The sequence below is a fragment of the Streptomyces melanogenes genome, from assembly GCF_014649795.1.
GTDB lineage: Bacteria > Actinomycetota > Actinomycetes > Streptomycetales > Streptomycetaceae > Streptomyces > Streptomyces noboritoensis.
This window is the reverse complement of sequence record NZ_BMTS01000007.1, coordinates 394,820-413,914: the sequence shown is the minus strand read 5'-3', so window position 1 is coordinate 413,914 and position 19,095 is coordinate 394,820. Positions and strand designations below refer to the sequence as shown.

The window sequence follows — 19,095 nt, the reverse complement described above, 5'->3', positions numbered from 1 at the left end:
CCGGTGGCGCACCGCCCCGCAGACGTCGCCGCAGGTCGTGATCATCGATGCCGCAGATAATTGGGGCGTTATCTGCGGGACGACTCCAGGGGTACGGCCGCCGATGTTCCGTCAGCCGCCCACCAGGGCCGACGTCGACTGAGCGCACGATCTGACATGGATGTTCCTCAACCCCCAATTTGGGCTCGCGGGTTCAGTCGAGCGTCGACGTAGGCGCCGACGCGGAGCGGAGCCGTCCGTACTTGTCGCGGGAAGTGGAGGCGGTGCCCGCCCAGGCCCTGCGTCATGCCGCGGAGCTCACTGAGTCGAGGTGGGCGTCGGCGCCCGCTGGCGGCGGTCACGCTTCAAGTGGCGGCAATCCGCCCTCGCTTCGAACGCCAGGGGGTTGTTCTTGAATGAGCGTTCATCTATGTTTGCCTCATGCCCAGACCTCGAGAGTTCGAGCCCGACACCGTCCTGAACGTGGCCATGCTGCGGTTCTGGGAGCTCGGGTACCGCGCGACGTCTATCGAGGATCTGGTGAAGGCGACCGGGGTGAAGCCCGGCAGCCTCTACAGCGCCTTCCCCGGCGGTAAGCACGCGCTGTTCCTGAAGTCGTTGGAGCGTTACTCCAGGCTGGTCGTCCCCGAGAAGCTGGGCGAGCTTGAGGCTTCGAACGCGTCGGTGGCTGAGATCCGCGGCTACTTCGACGGGCTGGTGCGCGACCTGCTCAGCCCCGAGGGCCGACAAGGTTGTCTGCTCGTCAATACGGCGATCGAGAAGGCCGCCGAGGACGACGAGGCGGCGGCCGTCGTACGCGGCCATTTGGCCCGGCTCGAGCGGTGTATGACCCAGGCCCTGCAGAACGCGGCCCGCAAGGGCGAGGTGCGCGCCGCGCTGGACTATGCCGGCAGCGCCAAGCTGCTGGTCGCGACATGCCAGGGGCTGATGGTGGTCGGGAAGGCGAATCCCGACGAGGCGCTCCTGCGGGCGATCGTCGACAACGCCTTCGCCGCTCTCGGCTGACGGTCACCCACACGGGCCACCGTACGGGGTGGCCCGCTTTTTTCGCCCCAATAGTTGAATGAATGCTCAAGAATGGAGTCACGACATGAAGGCCATAGTCATTTCCGCCCACGGCGGCCCCGAGGTGCTCACCCTCACCGAACTGCCCGAGCCGGTGCCCGCCGACGGCGAAGTGCTGGTCCGGGTCAAGGCGTTCGGCCTCAACCACGCCGAGGCGTACATGCGCAGCGGAGCCTGGGGAGAGGTGGCGGCTGTCACCGGGATCGAGTGCGCCGGGGTGGTCGAAGCCGACCCATCCGGCGAACTCCCCTTCGGGACCCGGGTGGTGGCGTTCCTCGGCGGCATGGGCCGGACCCGCAACGGCAGCTACGCGGAACTGGTGACCGTACCGGCAACCAACGTGGTGGCCGTGCACTCGCCGCTGGACTGGGCCGACCTGGCCGCCGTTCCCGAGGTGTACGCGACGGCGTGGAGCGGCCTGTTCGACAATCTGGACCTGCGGCCGGGCGAGACGGTCGTGGTGCGGGGAGCGACCTCCTCGCTCGGCCAGGCCGCCGTCAACCTCGCGGTCGACCACGGCGCGACCGTGCTCGCCACGACCCGGAACCCGGCGCACGTGCCGCTGTTGAAGGAACTCGGCGCCGGCAACGTGCTCATCGACGACGGCGCGCTCGCCGCCCAGGTCAGAGAACGGGGCATCGCCATCGACGCGGTGTTCGACGTCGTCGGCAACAGCGTCCTGCGTGACTCGCTGGCTATCGTCCGACCCCGTGGCCGGGTGTGCCAGCTCGGCTTCCTGGGCGGATTCGACCCGGTGCGGGACTTCGACCCGATCACCGACCTCCCCACCGGGGTCCAGCTCAGCTTCTTCGGCAGCGCGTTCGTGCTGGGCACCCCCGCATTCCCGCTCACCGAAGTGCCGTTGGACCAGATCTACGCCAAGGTCGCAGCCGGTGCCCTCCGGGCCCGCCCCACCCGGGTCTTCCGCTTCGACGAGATCGTCGAAGCCCACCGGGCTATGGAGGCCGGAGAAGCCCTCGGCAAGATGGTCGTCGTCCTCGACTGAACCCCTACACCCTCCGTCAGCCGCCAAGTGGGCCTGCCTCGCCTGAGGAAATCGGCCGGGTTCTCCCCGCACTGCGACCACACGGACCGACCCGACTGCCAACAAACCGGGCGTGGGCGTGCCGTCGCAGGCTTCGCGGGACAGGTGCGGCCTGATGCCGGCCCTCCCCCACCGCCCACTACCCACCACCGATCGGCCGTCCTCCTTCCGTGCCTGTGTGCCCCGCCGGGCCCGTGGTGCTGACCACCTCCGAGCGCCAACGGCTGAAGAAAATGGCCTACCGCCACAAGACCCCGCACAGGCCCGGCCGCGGGAACCATCGTGCTGTTGGCGCCCCAGGGGCTCCCCAACGCCGGGATAGCCGCGCAGGCGCAAATGCGCGTGGACACGGTGCGTACCTGGCAGGGCCGGTGCGCCGCCGAGGCCTGCCCGCCCTCGCCGACCGCAGGCGCTCGGGCAGGCCATCGCTATTCACCTCGCTGCATGTCGCCGCGGTCAAGGCGCTGGCCTGCCAGATACCCGCAGAGACCGGCACCCCGCTGTCACACTGGTCGTTCCCGGAATTGACCCGCGAGGTGGTCGCCAGGGCTATCACCCCGGATAGGCCGGCCTCCACCGTGCGCCGCTGGCTCAATGCCGAAGCCATCAAGCCCTGGCGGCACCCGTCCTGTCACCAGGCGACGGGCTGGTGACAGGACGTGCAGCACACTGAGATCACCATCAAACTCACCCCTGGCGAGGCGCTGATCCTCTCGGACTGGCTGGAGCGAGTTCAGATGACGGACCTGAGCCGCATGGTCGAGACGGCTGAGCCGTTGGTTCTGCCTGCCAGCAGGGCTCCGTGGAAGCTACGTTACTCGAGGGCTCGCGTGACCAACTGATTCCAGCAGCCTTGTCCCGACGGCCAAAACGGCCGGTTCACCATGCCGCGTTGGTTCCACCTGTCGCGTCCCGGCTCAAGGGGTGGTGAGTCGGCGCCCGCCGCAGCAGGCAAGGCCACCACAACGGTCGCCGTGGAGTTCAAAAAGATCGTGAACACCGACGACTTGTCCACGGCGTCGGTGCATCCGGTACGAAGCAGCTCTTCTCCGGCCCCTTTGAGGATGTCGACGCTCTCGGCAAGGCCATCGATCGTGTGGCCACGCCTCAAGGCGCTGCGCATGCGCAGACGGAAGACGCCCGCGTGCCGGTTGGCGGGGACCGGGCCCTCCCAGACGACGAAGTCACCCCCGGCTCTCAAGGCGTCGCGTGCAGGTCCGCATGCTGAGGTCTGTTCGCGGAGCATGGCGATGAGGTCGTCGCGCGTCACACTGCGCTCCGGTGACACGAAGACCGGCCATCGTGAGGTGTGCAGTCCCGGCTCTTCCTTGACGCGGTTGATGCTGGACTTGCTTGACGGTCGCGGGAGATTTTTGACAGTCCAAGCACATCCGTGACGGGCAGCATTCGTTGTACAGGCATGGGTGAGATAGTCGATCCTGCTGAGACCGCCGATGAGGACTGGCCGAGCTGGCCGTCCTCGGAGAAGGACTGCGGTTCACCCCCGCCTGCGCGGGGAGCAGGTCTCCTGTTGGCAGTCCAGACTGTAGGGAGCGCTTCCCCCCTGGTACAGAGTGGAGCGCTCCCTACAAGCAATTCGCGACAGAGCCCGCCTCGGCCCACCCTGGTTGCTGCGACCCAAGCAAAGCATGCGGCTGCAGCGTGATCGCCTTGTCCGGCCGCCGCCCCCGCCCCTCCTCGCGGCTCCCGCACCGCCGACCCCACGTGATGGTGGATACGAAGCAGATCCCCAGCGGTCCGATCCCTCGATCCGAAAATCCTTGCGAGAGTGGCCCCTTCGCCGCTTATGATCATGGCGCACAGAACAGATCCAGCCACTCTCAGGGGGAATCATGAGCATCCGCAAGACAGCGGCCACCACGGTCGGCGCGCTGGCGTTGGCCTTCGCCGGCATCCTCGGCACCGCTGGGCAGTCCTCCGCAGCCGGCAACGGTCAGCAGATCATCTTCGCCGACACGCGTGGCGACACGTACTCGGTCTACCTGGTCGGTACGAACCAGAACGGCGAGCGCGCCGACATCTGCTTCAACACCCCGAACAGGAACACCTACGTCGGCGGCTGGTGGTGGAAGGGACGGGTCAGCTACATCGGCTGGGCCGGCGCCAACTGCACGGGCGCGAGCCGCGGCTCGTACAGCGCCACCATCCCGACCTCCCAGAGTGACACCGACTGGTACACCATCTCCAACTGATCCGTACCAGCGGAAACGCACGCACTGATAGAGACCCGTCCCCGCCGCAAGCGGGGACGGGTCTCTTGCGCTACGGGCAGGCACCGGAGCGGCCAGTCGAGAGCGATGACGAACTTTCCACGCACGTGGTGTGACCGAGCGGGATACGTGGCGTGGGCGGACAACTCCGGTGCAGGCGTGGACGGCATGACCGACGGCCGCGACTGGTCGCTCGCCGCTCAGAGCGGGGAGGTGCAGGGGTCGTCGTCCGGTTCTGGCTCCTCGGGGTGGAAGGCGAACGCAGCGCAGTAGTCCCGGTTCACCGGATCCGGAGGCGGTCATCCACGGCAGGGCGTCCATGGCCTGTGTCCTGGCGTCGGTCGCGCTGACGAAGTCGACACGACGCCGACCCTAGGCTCGCCGGCCAGGAGAGCTGACGCCGTCGCGCCTAGCTCCAGGCCCTGCGGGAGAACGTAAGGCGGGGATGCTCAGGTGCCGTCGCCCCCTGCCGTCCGCGCACCGCAGGCCGCCCATTCTCCAAACCCACCAGCCCGCGAGAACCCCGCGCCCAACCTGCCAACCGCCCGGCCTTTGGGTATTCCCGCAGCTCACAGGGCTTCACACCTGGCCAGTGGCTGCCCGAGAGGCCAACTGAAATGCACAGCTGGCCAACTAAGGGCTGTCCCGTAACTGCTGGTCACGGGACAGCCCTTAGGTTGTAGCGCGAGATCAGTGTGTCAGAGTGATTTGGGCCAAACAGTCGTTCGGTGTCGTTGAGGTTCCGCTCGTACAGGGGGATGGCGCGCTCCGCCTCGCCGGCACACGTGTAGTCGGTCGCAAGGCTGTTGCGCGCGTCCAGGGTGTCGCGGTGGTCGGACCCGAGGAGTCGCTCACGGTCAATGAGCACCTGTTCATGCAGGGGAATGGCTCGGTCCCAGTTCCCGGCGGCAGATGTCCGCGAGTGTGCTGCGGGAGGTCGTGGTCTGCGGGTGGTTGGGGCCCACTGTCCGCTCAAGGTCACTGAGCACGCGCTCATAGAGGCGAGCAGCACGGTGCAGGTCCCCGGCTGCTGTGCAGGCACGGGCCAATTGGCTCCGGGAGACGAGAGTCTGCAGGTGGTCGGGGCCTAGAACACGCTCACACTCGCTGAGTGCCTGTTCGTTTGCGGCAATGGACAGGTTCCAGTCCTCAGCGGCGGCGTAGGTGTCCGCGAGTTTGCGCCGCGAGAGCAGGGTCTGCGGGTGGCCGGGGCCCAGTACTCGCTCAGAGTCACTGAGTGACCGTTCGTACAGGGAAATGGCCTGTTCTAGATCCCCGGCCAACACGAAGGCGTATGCGAAGTTGCGCCGCGAGGCCAACGTGAAGGGGTGGTCTGCACCCAGCACCCGTTCACGCTCACTGAGCGCCCGCTGGTGCAGGGGAATGGCCTGGGCTAGATCCCCAGCAGCAGCGTAGGCACTCGCGAGGTTGGAGCGTGAAGCCAGGGTCAGCGGGTGGTCGGCGCCGAACCCCCGCTCGCAGTCACTGAGTAGCTGCTCATACAAGGAGACCGACCGTTCTGGGTCGCCAAGCATGCCGTAGTCATGGGCAAGGTTGAGGCGGGCAGTGAGGGTCTGCAGGTGGTCGTGACCGGGTCCGCTTCGGCGGCGTCGAGCCGATCCGCGCCGTGCTCACCGAGCACGGCGTCAGCATCGCCCCCTACACCTACTACGCGGCCAGGACCCGCCCGCCGGAGCCCCGGGCGGTGCGGGATGCTGACCTGAAGGCCCGGATCCTGGAGATCTTCGACGCCAACTACCGCGTCTATGGGGCCCGGAAGATCTGGCACGAGCTGAACCGGCAGGGCCAGACGGTGGCCCGCTGTACGGTCGAACGCCTCATGCGCGAGCTCGGGATCACCGGCGCGGTCGGCGGCAAGCGGGTGATCACCACGGTGCCGGATGCGAGCGTGGAACGGGCTCCGGACCTGCTGGACCGCGACTTCGTCGCCCCTGCCCCCAACCGGTGCTGGGTCGCCGATTTCACCCATGTCAAGACGCACTCCGGCGTCGTCTATGTCGCGTTCATCATGGACACCTTCTCCCGCCGGATCGTCGGGTGGTCCGCGGCCACCAGCAAGGAGACCCGGCACGTCCTGGACTCCCTGGAGATGGCACTGTGGCAACGTAGCCGCTACCAAAACCCCTATAGGCAGGGTGAGTTGATACATCATTCGGACGCCGGGTCGCAGGGCGGATTCAACCGGTCGTCGCAACACCTTGTGATCAGCGAGGTGTTGGATGGTTCGTCGTCAGCAGGCAGCCGATCGAGCGGTGCGCCCGAAGTTGAGGTCCCCGGGGCATCCGAAGTATCAGCGTCACGTCGAAGCGGCGTTCTGGGTCGAGATCGCCAAGGGTCTTCTCCCGGAGGAAGCGGCCGGGGTTATCGGCGTGGCGTCGGCGGTGGCCACGCGCTGGTATCGACAGTGTGGCGGCATGCGACCGTTCGATCCGAAGCCGCATTCCGGCAGGTACCTGTCGTTCTCCGAGCGGGAGGAGATCGCCCTCCTGAAAGCCCAGGGCAAGGGCGTTCGCGAAATCGCTCGGTACGTCGGCCGTGATCCGGGGACGATTTCCCGTGAGCTGCGGCGCAACGCGGCTACCAGAGGCGGGAAGCTCGATTACCGGGCATCGGTCGCGCAGTGGAAATCGGACATGGCCGCACGCCGCCCCAAAACGGCAAAGCTGGTCACCAATCCGCGGTTGCACGCATACGTTCAGGAGCGGCTGTCGGGACAGATCAGCGCGCCCGGCGGCACGGCGATCGCAGGGCCGGCGACGGGTGAGTGGACGGGGCGGAACAAGCCGCACCGCAAGGACCGCGCGTGGGTGCAGGCATGGAGCCCGGAGCAGATCGCGAACCGGATCAAGCTTGATTTCCCGGATGATGAGTCCATGCGCATCAGCCACGAGGCGATCTACCAGGCGCTCTACATCCAGGGCCGCGGGGCGTTCAAGCGGGAGCTCATCCGTTGTCTGCGCACGGGCCGCGCGCTGCGCTCCCCGCGTGCTCGTTCGCGGTGCAAGACCTGGGCGCACGTGACGCCCGAAGCGTTGATCAGCGAACGGCCCGCCGAGGTCGAGGACCGTGCCGTTCCCGGCCACTGGGAAGGGGACTTGATCATCGGGCTTGAGCGTTCCGCGATCGGCACCGTCGTCGAGCGCTCAACTCGATTCACGATGCTGATTCACCTGCCGCGCGAGGAAGGCTACCGGCACAAACACACGGTCAAGAATGGCCCTGCGCTGGCCGGTTACGGGGCGATCACGATGAAAAACGCACTCGCCAATACGATGTCGATGCTGCCCGAACAGCTGGCACGGTCGCTGACATGGGATCGAGGCAAGGAGATGTCGGCGCACGCGCAATTCAAAGTCGAGACCGGTATTCCCGTGTTCTTCGCCGATCCTCACAGTCCATGGCAGCGCGGCACGAACGAGAACACCAACGGGCTCCTTCGTCAGTACTTTCCGAAGGGAACCGATCTCTCACGATGGTCCGCCGAGGAAGTTGCGGCCGTCGCCCACACCCTCAACAGCGGACCCCGCAAGACGCTCGGCTGGAAGACACCGGCCGAAGCGTTCAACGAACAGCTACTGTTGCTCCAACAGACCGGTGTTGCAACGACCGGTTGAATCCGGTCAGTACACATCGTTCGCGCTGGCCGAGCACCTGGGCCGGGCAGGCATCGCGGCCTCGATCGGCTCAGTCGGCGACGCCTACGACAATGCCCTGATGGAGTCCACGATCGGCCTGCTCAAGACCGAGCTGATCAAGCCCGGCCACACCTGGAAGACGCTCTCCCAGGTCGAGCTCGCCACCGCCGAGTGGATCGACTGGTACTGCCACCGCCGACTCCACGGTGAGACAGGGCACATCCCACCCGCCGAATACGAAGCCAACCACTACCGCGACACCACGAGACCCCAGGTCACAGTCACAACCTAGAGTCTCGATCAAACCCGGAACGGTTCAACCAGCGTTAGCACCCGCGGCGGGTGCCAGCCGGCCTGCCAGGGCCCGGAGGGCGTCCCTCAGGGCGCCGTGCGGCAGCGCTGGCCACCGGCCGGGGCCCGCAGAGCCCGTCAGGGGCCGTGCTGCGCCCCGGCTGCTTCCCGCGGCGCTGCGCCGCGTTGCGGAATCACGCCCGGCCAGCTGAGGGCCCGTCGGTGAATGCGCCTACCCGCTGAGCCTGGCCACCGGGCGGGAGCCCCGGTCAGCGGGTTGCCACCCGTCAGTAGCGCATCATCCAGTGCTGCTCCGGCGGGTAGTCCGAGGCGCAGGTCCACAGGGTGAGGTAGGTGCCGTTACCCGCCGAACCGCCCTTATTGGTCAGGCACTTGTCGGAGTAGTTGGTGTGCATGGACCAGTCGCTCGACCAGAACTGCTGGCTTCGGTTGTTGCCGCTGTTCTCACACGGCCACAGGGTGAGCACCGCGCCGTTGGTGTCGTACGCGTCGCCCTTCGGGGTCAGGCACTTCCCGCTCGCCTTGTGGACGATCTGGTAACCATCGTGGTCCCACTTCTGGAGCTCGTCCCCCGTGCAGGTCCACAGGGTGATGATGGTTCCGTTGGCTGTGCTGTTGCCCTTGGGAGTGGCGCACTTGGCGGGGTACGAGGTGCTGGGGCCGACCGGGGTGTAGAGCTCGCCCCAGAACGGGCCGGCCGCCGAGGCCTGCGGGGCCATGGCGGTATGGAAGCCCACCGCCAGGAAGAGTGCCGAGAGGTAGGCTATTGGCTTGCGCATGACATGCCTTTCATTCGGGAGAGATGTCGTCTGCAACACCGGTGATCTTAGCGAGCTCCGGCGGGTGGAACGTGCGAGGCCTGCACCGTTTCCCCGCAATCCCTGCGACACTCCTCGTGTCGCCTGTGTCGGCATAGTCATCGTCCGCAGCCGAGGGACTGCATCCTGCATTGCGAACGGGCCATAGTGAGCGCGCTGTTGGGCACAAAGGCGCCCCGCCTCGTGGCCCCGGGTACAGCTTCTCCTTGTGCGGCCCGGGCGCCGTGCGGGTTGGCCGCTACCACCTGGACACGGACCAGGGGTTCGACCACCTTCCGCACGCCGACTCCGTGATCGTCCCCGGCTGAGCCGACACGGACGTGGACGCGCTCATGGAACTTCTCGACGTGGAAAGGCCGAGGGCGACGGAGGGAGGTACCTCCGAGGTGTCACGTCGTTGGTTCGACTCTGCGGAAAATCGCTTATCTGGCCGCTGCTGGCAATTACCTCGTGCACGCGGTGGTTTGCTGCCGGGCTGTTCCGATCGGCACTAGCGCGTTCTTGGCGCGGTGTAGGGCGCGGAAGGTTGTCGGGCATCCGGCTTGCACCGTTTCGTACCCGCACGCCGGGTCTCCTGAGGGGTCTCCAGGCGGACCACGTGCGTGCCTAGGCGGCCAGGGCTTTCTCGGCGCAGCCGCCTTCGCGATAGCGCGTGGCCTCGACGACCCGTGTTGTTCCCTGGAGCGGCCGCCAGGGGCACGCTGAGCCGGGATTCTGTGCGAGGGCTGGCAGCGTAAGACTGGTGACGTGGTTCGAAGTGCGGCGCCCACTGATGCTGGACGAGGTCCAGTATCAGTGGGCGGGTACCAACGGTGTCACCAGTGCAGGAGTCCATCGCCTCGGAGGCGTCGTCGGGGCCGGATTTGGGCGCCCGCATGAACGGCAATTTGGGCCACCGTGACGTCCGGGGTCGCGTTCAATCCGTCCTGATCCACATCCTGCGTCTGACCATGGCCGCCACAGCCGTAGTTGTCGGCAGCCGCAGGGCGGCCAGCCATGCCCGCGCGGCACGCCGTCGGCCGCTGCTCGGATTCTGGGGCAACCGGAGGACTTCGCCCCAGTGCTGCAAACCATGGCTGTGTCCCCCCTCCCCCTCGCACACCAACAGGCCTACAACGGCCCCCCGCGGGAGGGGGACAGCACTCTGCAACAATGGTTCCGCTTGACATAAACGTCCGCTGATGCGGAGCGGCTAGGAGGGTCGAATGGATCAGTCTGCCTCTGAAGGAGCGTTTCGCTTCGAAGATCTTTGGAAAAGGTTCGAGGACTGGCTTATGCGCAACGCCTCGGAAGAGCGCGTCGCGCTTCGACCAGGCGCGTCTGATGCGGATATCCACAGACTGGAAGCCGGGATCGGGTTTCAGCTCAACGGCGACCTGAAGGCGCTGCTGTCGATGCACAACGGTGTCGCGCCGCGCAGGTCGAGCATGGAAGCCGGTGCGTTCCTCCTCGGTTACAGCCTCCTCGATACAGATGGGATCCTGGAGTGGCAGCAGAATCTCGCCGAAATGGCAGAGGACGCCGAGGAGGAGGGATACGAGGAAGAGGTGGTCGGGCGTACTGCCCATAGGCAGTGGGTTCCCTTCGCTCAGAGTTTCAGTGGTGATCTGTTGTTCATTGACCACCGCAGGGAGCATTACGGAGACGTCGGGGAGATCTCTTTCGGTTCTCCCGACTATGTGTGGCTCTGGCCGGGCATGGGCCTGATGTTGGGCGATATGTGCAAGGCGGTGGAGGGCATGTCCCCTCTTCCCACTGTGCGCCGTCGCCCCTCCATCCATGAGGGGCGCATGCTGGAATGGGTCGTCAGCTGACCCGTAAAGGAGATCGGCCCTCCAGTAGCGACTACCTGGAGGGCCGAGTCCATTGGGTTTAACGGCTAGCTGATGTTGCAGACGGACTTGATGTCACAGTACTCGAATCCGGTCTGGACGTAGTACGGATCATTGTCCAGAAGCCGTATGTCCGATGTGAACCGTCCGAGTTCACCACCAGCGGAGGTGTTCTGGATTGCCGGAACTGCGCCCCGGCCGCAGACCTCATTCCAGGTGGGATAAGGATAGTTACTGTCGAGTTCCAGCAGTCCCGTGTTCTTGTCGTCATACATCTGCACACAGTATTTTCCTGAAGTAAGCGACTGCCCGCCGCTTTCACGGGACTTCGCGAAGGGGTATTCGTCGCAGCTCGGTCCCGTCGCGTCCGGATGCGGCTTCCATTCTGCTACAGCCAGATCACACATCACGTCCCTGTTGCCCTTGGCCTTGCTCTCATCGGCGAGGCGGTGGAGCGGCTTGTTGTACTTCTCGCTTCCCGGGTGGGAGGCCAGCTTCTCCATTATCACCCAGTAGTACGCGGCTGCGGCAGGGTACTTCTTCGTGTTCAGCTGCAGAGTGGGCGTGTACTTGTAGAATACGCATCCCGTGTTGCCGGCTACCTTGTTGTCACAGCGCATATCGAACCCGCTGTTGCTCCACTTGGGCACCGCTTTGACAGCGGATTGCGGAGTCGACCAGGCGGTAGTCCAGTCCAGGTTGAGGATCTGGTCGCCGCCAGCGATCTTGTTCCACGTGTAGGTGTTGGTGCGTGTGGCCACATGGGTATCACCCGCAGTCCAGGTGGTGCTGCCCGTCCAGGGACCCTCGGTCTCGGCGCATCCCGTTGTCGGCCAGCAGTTCTCGTCGAACGACGTGAGGCTCGTGGAGCTGATGCCCGTCATGTTGATCAGTGATATCTCGGTCCACGTCGTGAACTGATTCGACTTGGGGTTGAGGTTGATCTCCTGGATGATCTGCATGACCGCGTTGCCGATGGGAGCGCCATCGCGTGTGGCCGTAAGGGGGAGCATGCCGCGCAGACAGCCTTCTGTCCGGGTAAGCATGGCGCTGCCGTTCACATTCTTGCACCAGCCGACAGGACCTGTGCCACCTGCTGCGGCGGCCCTGGGCTTCGAGGGAGCGGCCGCGGTCGGGAGCGGCGAGGCAGTCTTCTGTGTCTTGGCACTGAGCGGCTTGTACTCGGCGCACAGGGTCACGCCGTCGCCACCGACCCGGCACGAAGACGCATGTGCCGGACCTGCTGCAAGCTTCTGGGAGGCAGCTCCCGCAGGCGCCGTCTCCTTTGCTTTCTGCGTTGCCACGAAGTCAATATCCGGGGCGTTGGGGTTTTCTGCAGGGACGTGGATTTCGGGCAGGCCGGAGTAGTTGCCGGGGACGAAGGCGACGGCTCCCCAGGCGATGTCCTTGTCCGCAGTGCCGCTGCTGTTGGCGTTGGACAACTTCACCTCGGGCTGCTGGCCGTTGAAGCGGTAGGCGCCCAGGTCGACCCACTTGCCCGCGTTGGCGCCTTGGTCGACCGTCCTGTTTACCGTTCCGAAGGGGGTGACGATCTGGTAGATCGCTTCCTTGGTCTGGGCTCCGGTGTCGGGGATGTGGGCGTAGACCTTGGCCTGTCCCTTGTCGACGGCCTTGCCGAGTTTCCAGGCGCCGTCGATGCTCATGACGCCGCCGTTGCCGCCGAGGTGGGCGACGTTGCGGTCGTGGGCGTACCAGAAGTGGCCGCCGTAGCCGCCGCCGATCTGGTGCAGGTCTGCCTTGGCTTCGTATCGGCCTTCCGCGCCGGGGGTGAAGGTGAACTCAAAGCTGCCCGCCGAGCTGGCCTTGCCGCAGTCACCCCAGGTCGGGGTTCCATCGGGCACGGAGGCCACGACCAGAGCGCCGGCCGGGGCTCCGGTGCAGACCGGGGTTCCGTTCTTCAGGCGGGTGCCGCGGCCCGGTTCAGAGATCAGCGTCTGGTACTTGATGCTCTCGTGGCCGCACTGACTGGCGCAAGCCTGCTTCCAGGTGGCGTTGGGCTTGTTCCACCAGAACTGGGCGTAGCAAGCCTCGTCCTTGCAGTTGGGCGGCGTGTCCGGGTCACAGTTGTTGGCGCTGTTGCAGAAGACTCCCAGGGGCGGTGAGACGAGGCTGCGGGAGAGGTTGAGGTCCCACCAGGCGGGCCGGAATCCGGCCGAGGAGAAGCCGGATTCACCCTTCCAGTCCTGGCGGCCGTCGGTGCCGTAGGAGAACCCGGTGTCGATCGACCAGGCGGCCCAGCCCATCACCTTCTCCTCATACGGCCAGTCCTGCGGGTGGGCAGCGTCGCGGTTGGCTTCGGTGCCGTCGACGGTGGTGTCCATGAAGGGGTGGCCCCAGCTCTTCTTGTAGAGCGGGTTGGCCGGGTTGTTGTACCAGCCAAGTCCCCAGTGGCCGCCGTGCGCGGAGGCTTCAGAGGGCGGGTTGAAGCCGAGGTTGTAGTTCCAGACGGCGGTGAACCAGTTCTCCACCATGGACGGGTCGTCGTTGTTGACGGTGATCTTCTGCCCGTCGGTGTGGACCTCGTTCCACTTGCTCGCGAGGATCTTCATCGACGCGGCGACGTTGGTGGCGTAGTCAACGGCGATGAGCTTCTGCAGCGCCGGGGACAGGCTGGTCTCGCCCGTTTTCTCGTGCCCGGCCAGGCGCATGCCGTCGGTGACCTGCCCGACGCCGTAACCACAGTCGGACTTGTCCCAGTGGATCTGCCAGGAGGCATCGGGGTTACCGGCGACGGCCTTGTGGCCGTAGTAGCCGTCTACGGCGGCGAGGGGGTTGCCCATCTGGCCGGGGATCGAACCGGACTCGGCCTGCCACAGGTTCGACTCCTGCGCCATGATTCCGAGCAGTACGTTCGCGGGGATCTTGCCTCCGCCATTCAGCGTCGGCGGGGGGAACAGACCCTGCGGGTCGATGGTCCCCAGACCGGCTTGGTCGCGGTAGCCGCCCTGACGGAGGTAGCCGGCGCGCAGGTTGCCGCGCACCGCCATGTCGACGGCCCACTCGACCTGGTTCGGGGTCGGCTGCAGCGCTTGCACGTTGACGTCGTTGCGGGAGACCGAGCACCAGCGGTCAGGATCGGTGGGGTCGTTCGATGCCGCCGCAACGCCGCGCAGCATCTTGGGGCGCGCGGGGGCGGCTGCCTTGAGAGCCGGGGAGAGACCGATCGCGGAGCCATCGGTGTTTTCCTGCTGCACGCTCTGGGCGAGCTTCGCCCCGGTAGTGGTGGCGGTACTGGTGATGGTGACCGGCTCGTCGGCGGAGGCGGCCGGTGCGGTCGGCGCCGCTGATCGCTCCGGCGCCGGTTTGACCTGGGTGAATCCCTTGCCCGCGTCCTTGACGTGCTTCAGACCAGCGCGGAGGCCGGGGGTGAGGACCGGGTCGACGGCCAGGCGGCCGTGGGAGGAAATGTCCGTGGCGGCCGGGGCATTGATCGGGATGACACCGGTGCCCCGGGCCGCAGGAGTGGTGGCGGGGTGGCCGGTGAGGAACACCTTGCCCGCGTCGCCCTGCATCAGGTCGAGGTCGCCGAGCTTACCCGTGGCAATGGAGGAGGGCTTGCCCTTGCCGGTGAAGAGCTTGGCGTGGGCGGTGGAGGTGTTCTTGCGGTCGACGAAAGCGACCTTGCCGTCAGCGGCGGGCCGGATATCGAAGGGCGTACTGTCCGCGTCCGCGAGGGATTTCACCTTGCCGGATTGGTCCAGGTGCACCAGGTGCTTGCCGAGGGCCGCGACCGTCCCGTTCTTGACCGGGACGGCGCTGGTGAGCTCACCCTTTGCCGCGGCCGAACCGAGGGTTTTGCCGCTGGTGTCGACGGTAATGACGCGTGTCTTCGTGCTCGCCGGATCGTTCATGTCACGGAAGGCGGTGAACGCGGCCGTGTGGGTGATGGTGTTGCAGGCCGGGTCGAAGTAGGCCAGCGACGCGGTGAACGGCAGCTTTGCCACCCGCCCCGATTCCAGGTCGACGATCGCGGTGAACGCACCGCCCTGCATCAGGTCCGGCTTGTTCGTGAAACTGCGCGGCGCGTAGACGACAGCGGCGTGGCCGCGGTCCATCTGGCACTGGTTGCCGATCCACGAGTCCGCGGGCATGCCCGGCTCGGACAGCGTGGCCACCGTCTTCCACGTGTACGCCTTGCTGCTGTCCGCGACGAGGATCTGCAGCCCGTCCCGGTCGGCGGCGGCGGTCACTGCGCGGTCGGGACTGGACTGCCAGTCCTTACCGAGCTTCTTGCCTGGATCCTGCACCTGGCCTGGCGCCGATGGCGTGGCAGGTGACTTGGGTGTGGGTGCGTCAGCCCACGCCGATATGGACATGCCGGGCAGCAGCCCGGTGAGGAGGGCGGCAGCGGCGACCGCGGTCACCGGCACCCTTGCCCTCTTACTGAGTCTCATCAGATCTCCTAGTGAATGTCCACCACCCGCACTGATGGCGGGCAGCTACCGGTACGCATGGGGCGTGGTGCCCGGTGCGTGCCGGAAGTCATGAGTGGGAAGCCGCCGCAGGGCGAGCCCGGACAGCACAGGCGCCGGCGCTATCCGTGGGGGTGCAGGCAGGCCAGTGCGGTGTGCTTGGGGCGGCCCGGACCCGGGTTGGCTGCGGGGGCTGGTTGTTGTGGGGCGTTAGCGGCGCTGTGCATCGGCTGGAGGGATCCGTGAGGCGCGCCATGCGGGACAGAGGCCGGGCCCTGGTCTATCAGCGCATCCCTCACCAAGAGCGCCCCGCCCGCGCATCGGCCGTGCAGAGCGCTGCGCCCGCGCCGGCCGCAGCGCACAGAGTGCACGAAGTTCGGCCCGAAGACGCTCGTCGACTGGTGTTACGACGTCCATGACAGGCAGCTGGCCGGGCAGCGCGGCTACAGCGTCGGCATGATGGTCACCGGGGGGAATCTGCGGATGACGGGAAGGTCGGGGAACGGGCTTCAGCTACCGCTGGCCGTTACCCAAATGACCCGTGGGCGGGCACAGTTGGCCACGCATGAGAGGAAGTGGATGTCCCCATCGATGAACCCCCTGGAACGCTTTTGTACGCTCACGCCCCCACGGGCGTGGTGTGTTGACGAGACTCACTCCAGGCCTGCTTCCCCCGGCCATACGAAGCGGATGCTCGCGCAACTGCCTGATCATTAGATCATCTTGATAGGCGATTAAAAGCAACATATACCCGATACAGGACACCAAGAAATAGCAAAGCTATGGATCTTCTGTGATGCCGTGTGCTGTGTGGGGTGATGTGAGTCGGGTAGGTGGCTCCGACTCTGGAGCCTCGACACCGACGTCAGCGAAGACGCCGTCATCAGCAACACATTCTCCCGCTGCCCCGACGTGACCCTTTTCGTCACCCGCACGCGCTGTACTTGCGTCGATGCCGCGTCTCGTGGGCACGGAGGCAGCGCCGACGGCCGGTTGGGTTGTCAGCGTCGGGGCCCCGGACCTCGCGCCGGGGCCGGGGCCCCGGGTGGCGGTGCCGTACCGGTCAGGTCCCGCATGTCCGGCCTCCTCTGTGAGCGTCCAGCCGTTCTTCCGCTCCAGCGGAGCGATCAGCCCTCGCATGTGCCGGTGCCGTTGCTGGTCGAGGCGTTCGGGGATGATGTGGCGGATTCCGCGTCGCCGCAGGTAGCGGCGGTTCTTGCGGGAGGTGTATGCCTAATAGGCGCTGGGCAGGGGTTGGATGAGACGTCTGAGATGTATGCGGCGCCTGAGCGCTTCGACAACAGGGATGCACCAGCCCCTGCCCATGGTTGTCGCGTCGCCGTACGGTGCCATGGTTCGAGCCACGCTCAAGGTCATCTCCCGTAAAAGCCGGGGCTGTTGAGCCCTTCGCGAGAACGAGGCCCTTGGGTGCAGCTGGGGCTACGGATGGCTGATGGGGTGGTGCGCCAGGAGCGCTTCTATTAGGTCGCCGGGTGGTCCTGCCGCGGCTCGACGCCGACGGGCAACAACCGTTCGAAGGAGTTCACAGTGGCTGTGACCTGTGGAATCGATTGGGCCGAGGACCATCATGATGTGGCGCTCGTCGACGAAGGCGCCCAGCTGCTCAGCAAGGCCAGGATCACCGACGATGCGGCCGGCCTGCAGGACCTGCTGACGCTGCTGGCCGCGCATGGTGACAGCCCGGACGATCCGGTCCCGATCGCGATCGAGACTTCCCGGGGGCTTCTGGTGTCGTGCCTGCGGGCCACGGGACGCAAGGTCTATGCGATCAACCCGATGGCGGTCGCCCGCTATCGGGACCGGCACTCGGTCTCGCGCAAGAAGTCCGACCACCAAGACGCTGTGGTCCTGGCGAACATCCTGCGGACCGACCGCGAACTGCACCGCCCGATGCCCGCCGACTCAGACCAGGTCACAGCCATCGCGGTCCTGGCCCGCGCCCAGCAGGACGCCGTCTGGGAACGCACGCGCATCCACAACCGGCTCCGTTCGCACCTGCGCGAGTACTACCCCTCCATCCTGGAGGCGTTCACCGACAAGCGCGAAGGGCTGATCCGCCGCGAGGCCCGTGCGATCCTCACCGACGCGCCCACACCCTCCGAGGCGGCCCGGCTGTCCCCGCGTCAGCTCAAGGCCGCCCTCCAGCGGGCCGGGCGCCAGCGGAACATCATCGCCGAAGCCGGCCGACTGCACGAAGTATTCCGCCGCACCTGGCTCCACCAGCCCGCTGCGGCCGAGACCGCCATGGGCCGTCAGACTGCGGCCCTGATCGCCCAGCTCAATGCTGTCTGCCAAGCATGTGAAGACCTCGCCCGAGGCACCGAGGCACCGAGGCACCGAGGCACCGAGGCACCGAGGCACCGAGGAACTCTTCCTCGCACACCCCGACGCGGAGATCGTCACGAGCTTCCCCGGCCTGAGCATCCTCACCGGAGCCCGCATCCTCGCGGAGATCGGCGATGACCGCACACGCTTCCCGCATGCACGCGGCCTCAAGGCGTATGCCGGAAGCGCCCCCGTGACCCGGGAATCAGGCAGAAGCCGCCACGTCACCCACCGCAGGATCAAGAACAGCCGACTGGCTGCCACCGGACGGCACTGGGCCTTCTCCCCACTGACCGCCTCGTCTGGAGCCCACGCTCATTACAACCACCGACGGAGCATCGGAGACCGGTACTACGCGGCACTTCGCCACCTGTTCAACCGCATGATCGGACAGCTCCACCACTGCCTGACCACACGCCAGAACTATGACGAATCGATAGCCTTCAACCCTCCTGCATCAGATCAACTCATCCCGGCTGCTTGACCGTTAACCGCATGGGGTGCCTTGTCGCCACGCAGTTTGGCGGGGCGGCGCCGACGGGGGCCGCGACGGGACCGGATGGGTGGGATGCCCCGGACGAGCGGTTCGAGTGCGTGGCTGTCGTGGACGTTCGCGCCGGAGATGCCGACAGACAGGGGCAGGCCGGTCCGCTCGGTGATCAAGTGGATCTTCGAGCCGAACTTGCCCCGATCTACAGGATTCGGGCCTGTCAGGCCCCCTTTTTCAGGGCTCGCACGTTCACCGAGCCGACCGCGCACCGCGACCAGTCCAGCTCGCCGCGGGAACCGAGTTCATCGAGCACCAGGCGGTGCAGCTTGGCCCACACCCGCAGCCGGCTCCACTCCATGAACCGACGGTGGGCCGTCGCCCCGGAGGGGCCGAACACTGGAGGGATCTGCGACCACGTGCACCCCGTGGTCGCCACGAAGATGATCGCCGCCAGCACCTCCCGGTCGCCCTACCGACGCCGACCACCCCCTTGAGGCCGCGTCGGCGCCTCCGGCACCACCCGCTCGAACAACTCCCACAACCCGTCCGGCACCAACCGCTCAACCATCAACACCCAGACAGGCTACCGGTCAATCCAAATGAGATGATCTCTTTAAAGCAGTGTCCCGCTACGTCGCCCGCCTCGCTTCAACGGCTTACCCACCAGGCGGTTCCCGTTCCGCTGGTCGTGGTCAGCAGAGTGATCAGCCATACGGGCACGCGCTGAATAGTCAAGCACACTCCCCCGACCCGAAGTTCCAACACAGGCGGCGCAACGCCTTGGTCATGGGTAGTGCGCTGTACAGGGGAACTGTTAGTCACGGTTACCTCCAGCATGCAGGGGGTCCCGGCGGGGGCGCGGCACAA

At 66.3% G+C, this 19,095-nt stretch carries 12 protein-coding genes and 4 pseudogenes; 9 read left to right on the top strand and 7 right to left on the bottom strand.

The features are described from left to right. Nucleotides 1–420 precede the first annotated feature (420 nt). From IE252_RS18425 to IE252_RS44295, 3 genes are all read left to right on the top strand, one after another. Complete coding sequence (locus IE252_RS18425) at nucleotides 421–1,005, top strand: TetR/AcrR family transcriptional regulator (RefSeq protein WP_190090514.1); 585 nt, start codon at nucleotides 421–423, stop codon at nucleotides 1,003–1,005. 85 nt (nucleotides 1,006–1,090) lie between these two features. Next, nucleotides 1,091–2,071 (top strand): zinc-binding dehydrogenase, encoded by a 981-nt coding sequence (locus IE252_RS18420; protein ID WP_190090513.1) that lies wholly within the window; start codon nucleotides 1,091–1,093, stop codon nucleotides 2,069–2,071. A gap of 272 nt (nucleotides 2,072–2,343) precedes the next feature. Beyond that, nucleotides 2,344–2,763 (top strand): helix-turn-helix domain-containing protein, encoded by a 420-nt coding sequence (locus tag IE252_RS44295; protein WP_373298569.1) that lies wholly within the window; start codon nucleotides 2,344–2,346, stop codon nucleotides 2,761–2,763. 161 nt (nucleotides 2,764–2,924) lie between these two features. Here the strand turns inward: IE252_RS44295 and IE252_RS18415 are convergent, their stop codons facing one another. Then, complete coding sequence (locus IE252_RS18415; RefSeq protein WP_190090512.1) at nucleotides 2,925–3,380, bottom strand: hypothetical protein; 456 nt, start codon at nucleotides 3,378–3,380, stop codon at nucleotides 2,925–2,927. Between the two features lie 583 nt (nucleotides 3,381–3,963). Here IE252_RS18415 and IE252_RS18410 point away from each other — a divergent pair. Continuing rightward, nucleotides 3,964–4,323, top strand: coding sequence for a hypothetical protein (locus IE252_RS18410; RefSeq protein WP_190090511.1), 360 nt, complete (start codon nucleotides 3,964–3,966; stop codon nucleotides 4,321–4,323). Between the two features lie 676 nt (nucleotides 4,324–4,999). Here the strand turns inward: IE252_RS18410 and IE252_RS44290 are convergent. Together IE252_RS44290 and IE252_RS44285 are read right to left on the bottom strand one after the other, a co-directional pair. Continuing rightward, nucleotides 5,000–5,323 carry a tetratricopeptide repeat protein gene (locus IE252_RS44290; protein ID WP_373298568.1) on the bottom strand — a complete coding sequence of 108 codons (324 nt, stop codon included), beginning with the start codon at nucleotides 5,321–5,323 and terminating at the stop codon, nucleotides 5,000–5,002. After that, complete coding sequence (locus IE252_RS44285; protein WP_373298567.1) at nucleotides 5,214–5,921, bottom strand: tetratricopeptide repeat protein; 708 nt, start codon at nucleotides 5,919–5,921, stop codon at nucleotides 5,214–5,216. The genes IE252_RS44290 and IE252_RS44285 overlap by 110 nt, the downstream gene beginning before the upstream one ends. Before the next feature lie 47 nt (nucleotides 5,922–5,968). On the opposite strand from IE252_RS44285, the pseudogene IE252_RS44520 reads away from it, so the two are divergent. From IE252_RS44520 to IE252_RS18390, 3 genes and pseudogenes are all read left to right on the top strand, one after another. Then, a pseudogene (locus IE252_RS44520) lies at nucleotides 5,969–6,520 on the top strand (IS3 family transposase); the annotation flags it as partial. Nucleotides 6,521–6,581: 61 nt separating this feature from the next. Next, complete coding sequence (locus tag IE252_RS18395) at nucleotides 6,582–7,976, top strand: IS30 family transposase (protein ID WP_190090508.1); 1,395 nt, start codon at nucleotides 6,582–6,584, stop codon at nucleotides 7,974–7,976. After that, nucleotides 7,960–8,289, top strand: a complete 330-nt coding sequence (locus IE252_RS18390; RefSeq protein WP_190090507.1) for an integrase core domain-containing protein — start codon at nucleotides 7,960–7,962, stop codon at nucleotides 8,287–8,289. The genes IE252_RS18395 and IE252_RS18390 overlap by 17 nt, the downstream gene beginning before the upstream one ends. A gap of 286 nt (nucleotides 8,290–8,575) precedes the next feature. On the opposite strand, the gene IE252_RS18385 is transcribed toward IE252_RS18390, so the two are convergent. Beyond that, nucleotides 8,576–9,088 carry an RICIN domain-containing protein gene (locus IE252_RS18385; protein ID WP_190090506.1) on the bottom strand — a complete coding sequence of 171 codons (513 nt, stop codon included), beginning with the start codon at nucleotides 9,086–9,088 and terminating at the stop codon, nucleotides 8,576–8,578. A gap of 1,244 nt (nucleotides 9,089–10,332) precedes the next feature. On the opposite strand from IE252_RS18385, the gene IE252_RS18380 reads away from it, so the two are divergent. Beyond that, entirely contained in the window at nucleotides 10,333–10,941 is a 609-nt protein-coding gene (locus tag IE252_RS18380) for an SMI1/KNR4 family protein (protein ID WP_190090505.1), read from the top strand. A 65-nt stretch (nucleotides 10,942–11,006) separates the two neighbouring features. Here the strand turns inward: IE252_RS18380 and IE252_RS18375 are convergent, their stop codons facing one another. Continuing rightward, on the bottom strand, nucleotides 11,007–15,344 hold the full coding sequence (locus IE252_RS18375; RefSeq protein WP_229848526.1) for a golvesin C-terminal-like domain-containing protein: 4,338 nt from the start codon (nucleotides 15,342–15,344) through the stop codon (nucleotides 11,007–11,009). Nucleotides 15,345–16,523: 1,179 nt separating this feature from the next. Next, a pseudogene (locus IE252_RS43285) lies at nucleotides 16,524–16,625 on the bottom strand (IS5/IS1182 family transposase); the annotation flags it as partial. 315 nt (nucleotides 16,626–16,940) lie between these two features. Between IE252_RS43285 and IE252_RS18370 the strand changes: the two are divergent. Beyond that, nucleotides 16,941–18,222: pseudogene (locus tag IE252_RS18370) on the top strand (IS110 family RNA-guided transposase). A 20-nt stretch (nucleotides 18,223–18,242) separates the two neighbouring features. Here IE252_RS18370 and IE252_RS18365 read toward each other — a convergent pair. Further along, nucleotides 18,243–18,796 (bottom strand): annotated as a pseudogene (locus IE252_RS18365) (IS5 family transposase); the annotation flags it as partial. Nucleotides 18,797–19,095 lie beyond the last annotated feature (299 nt).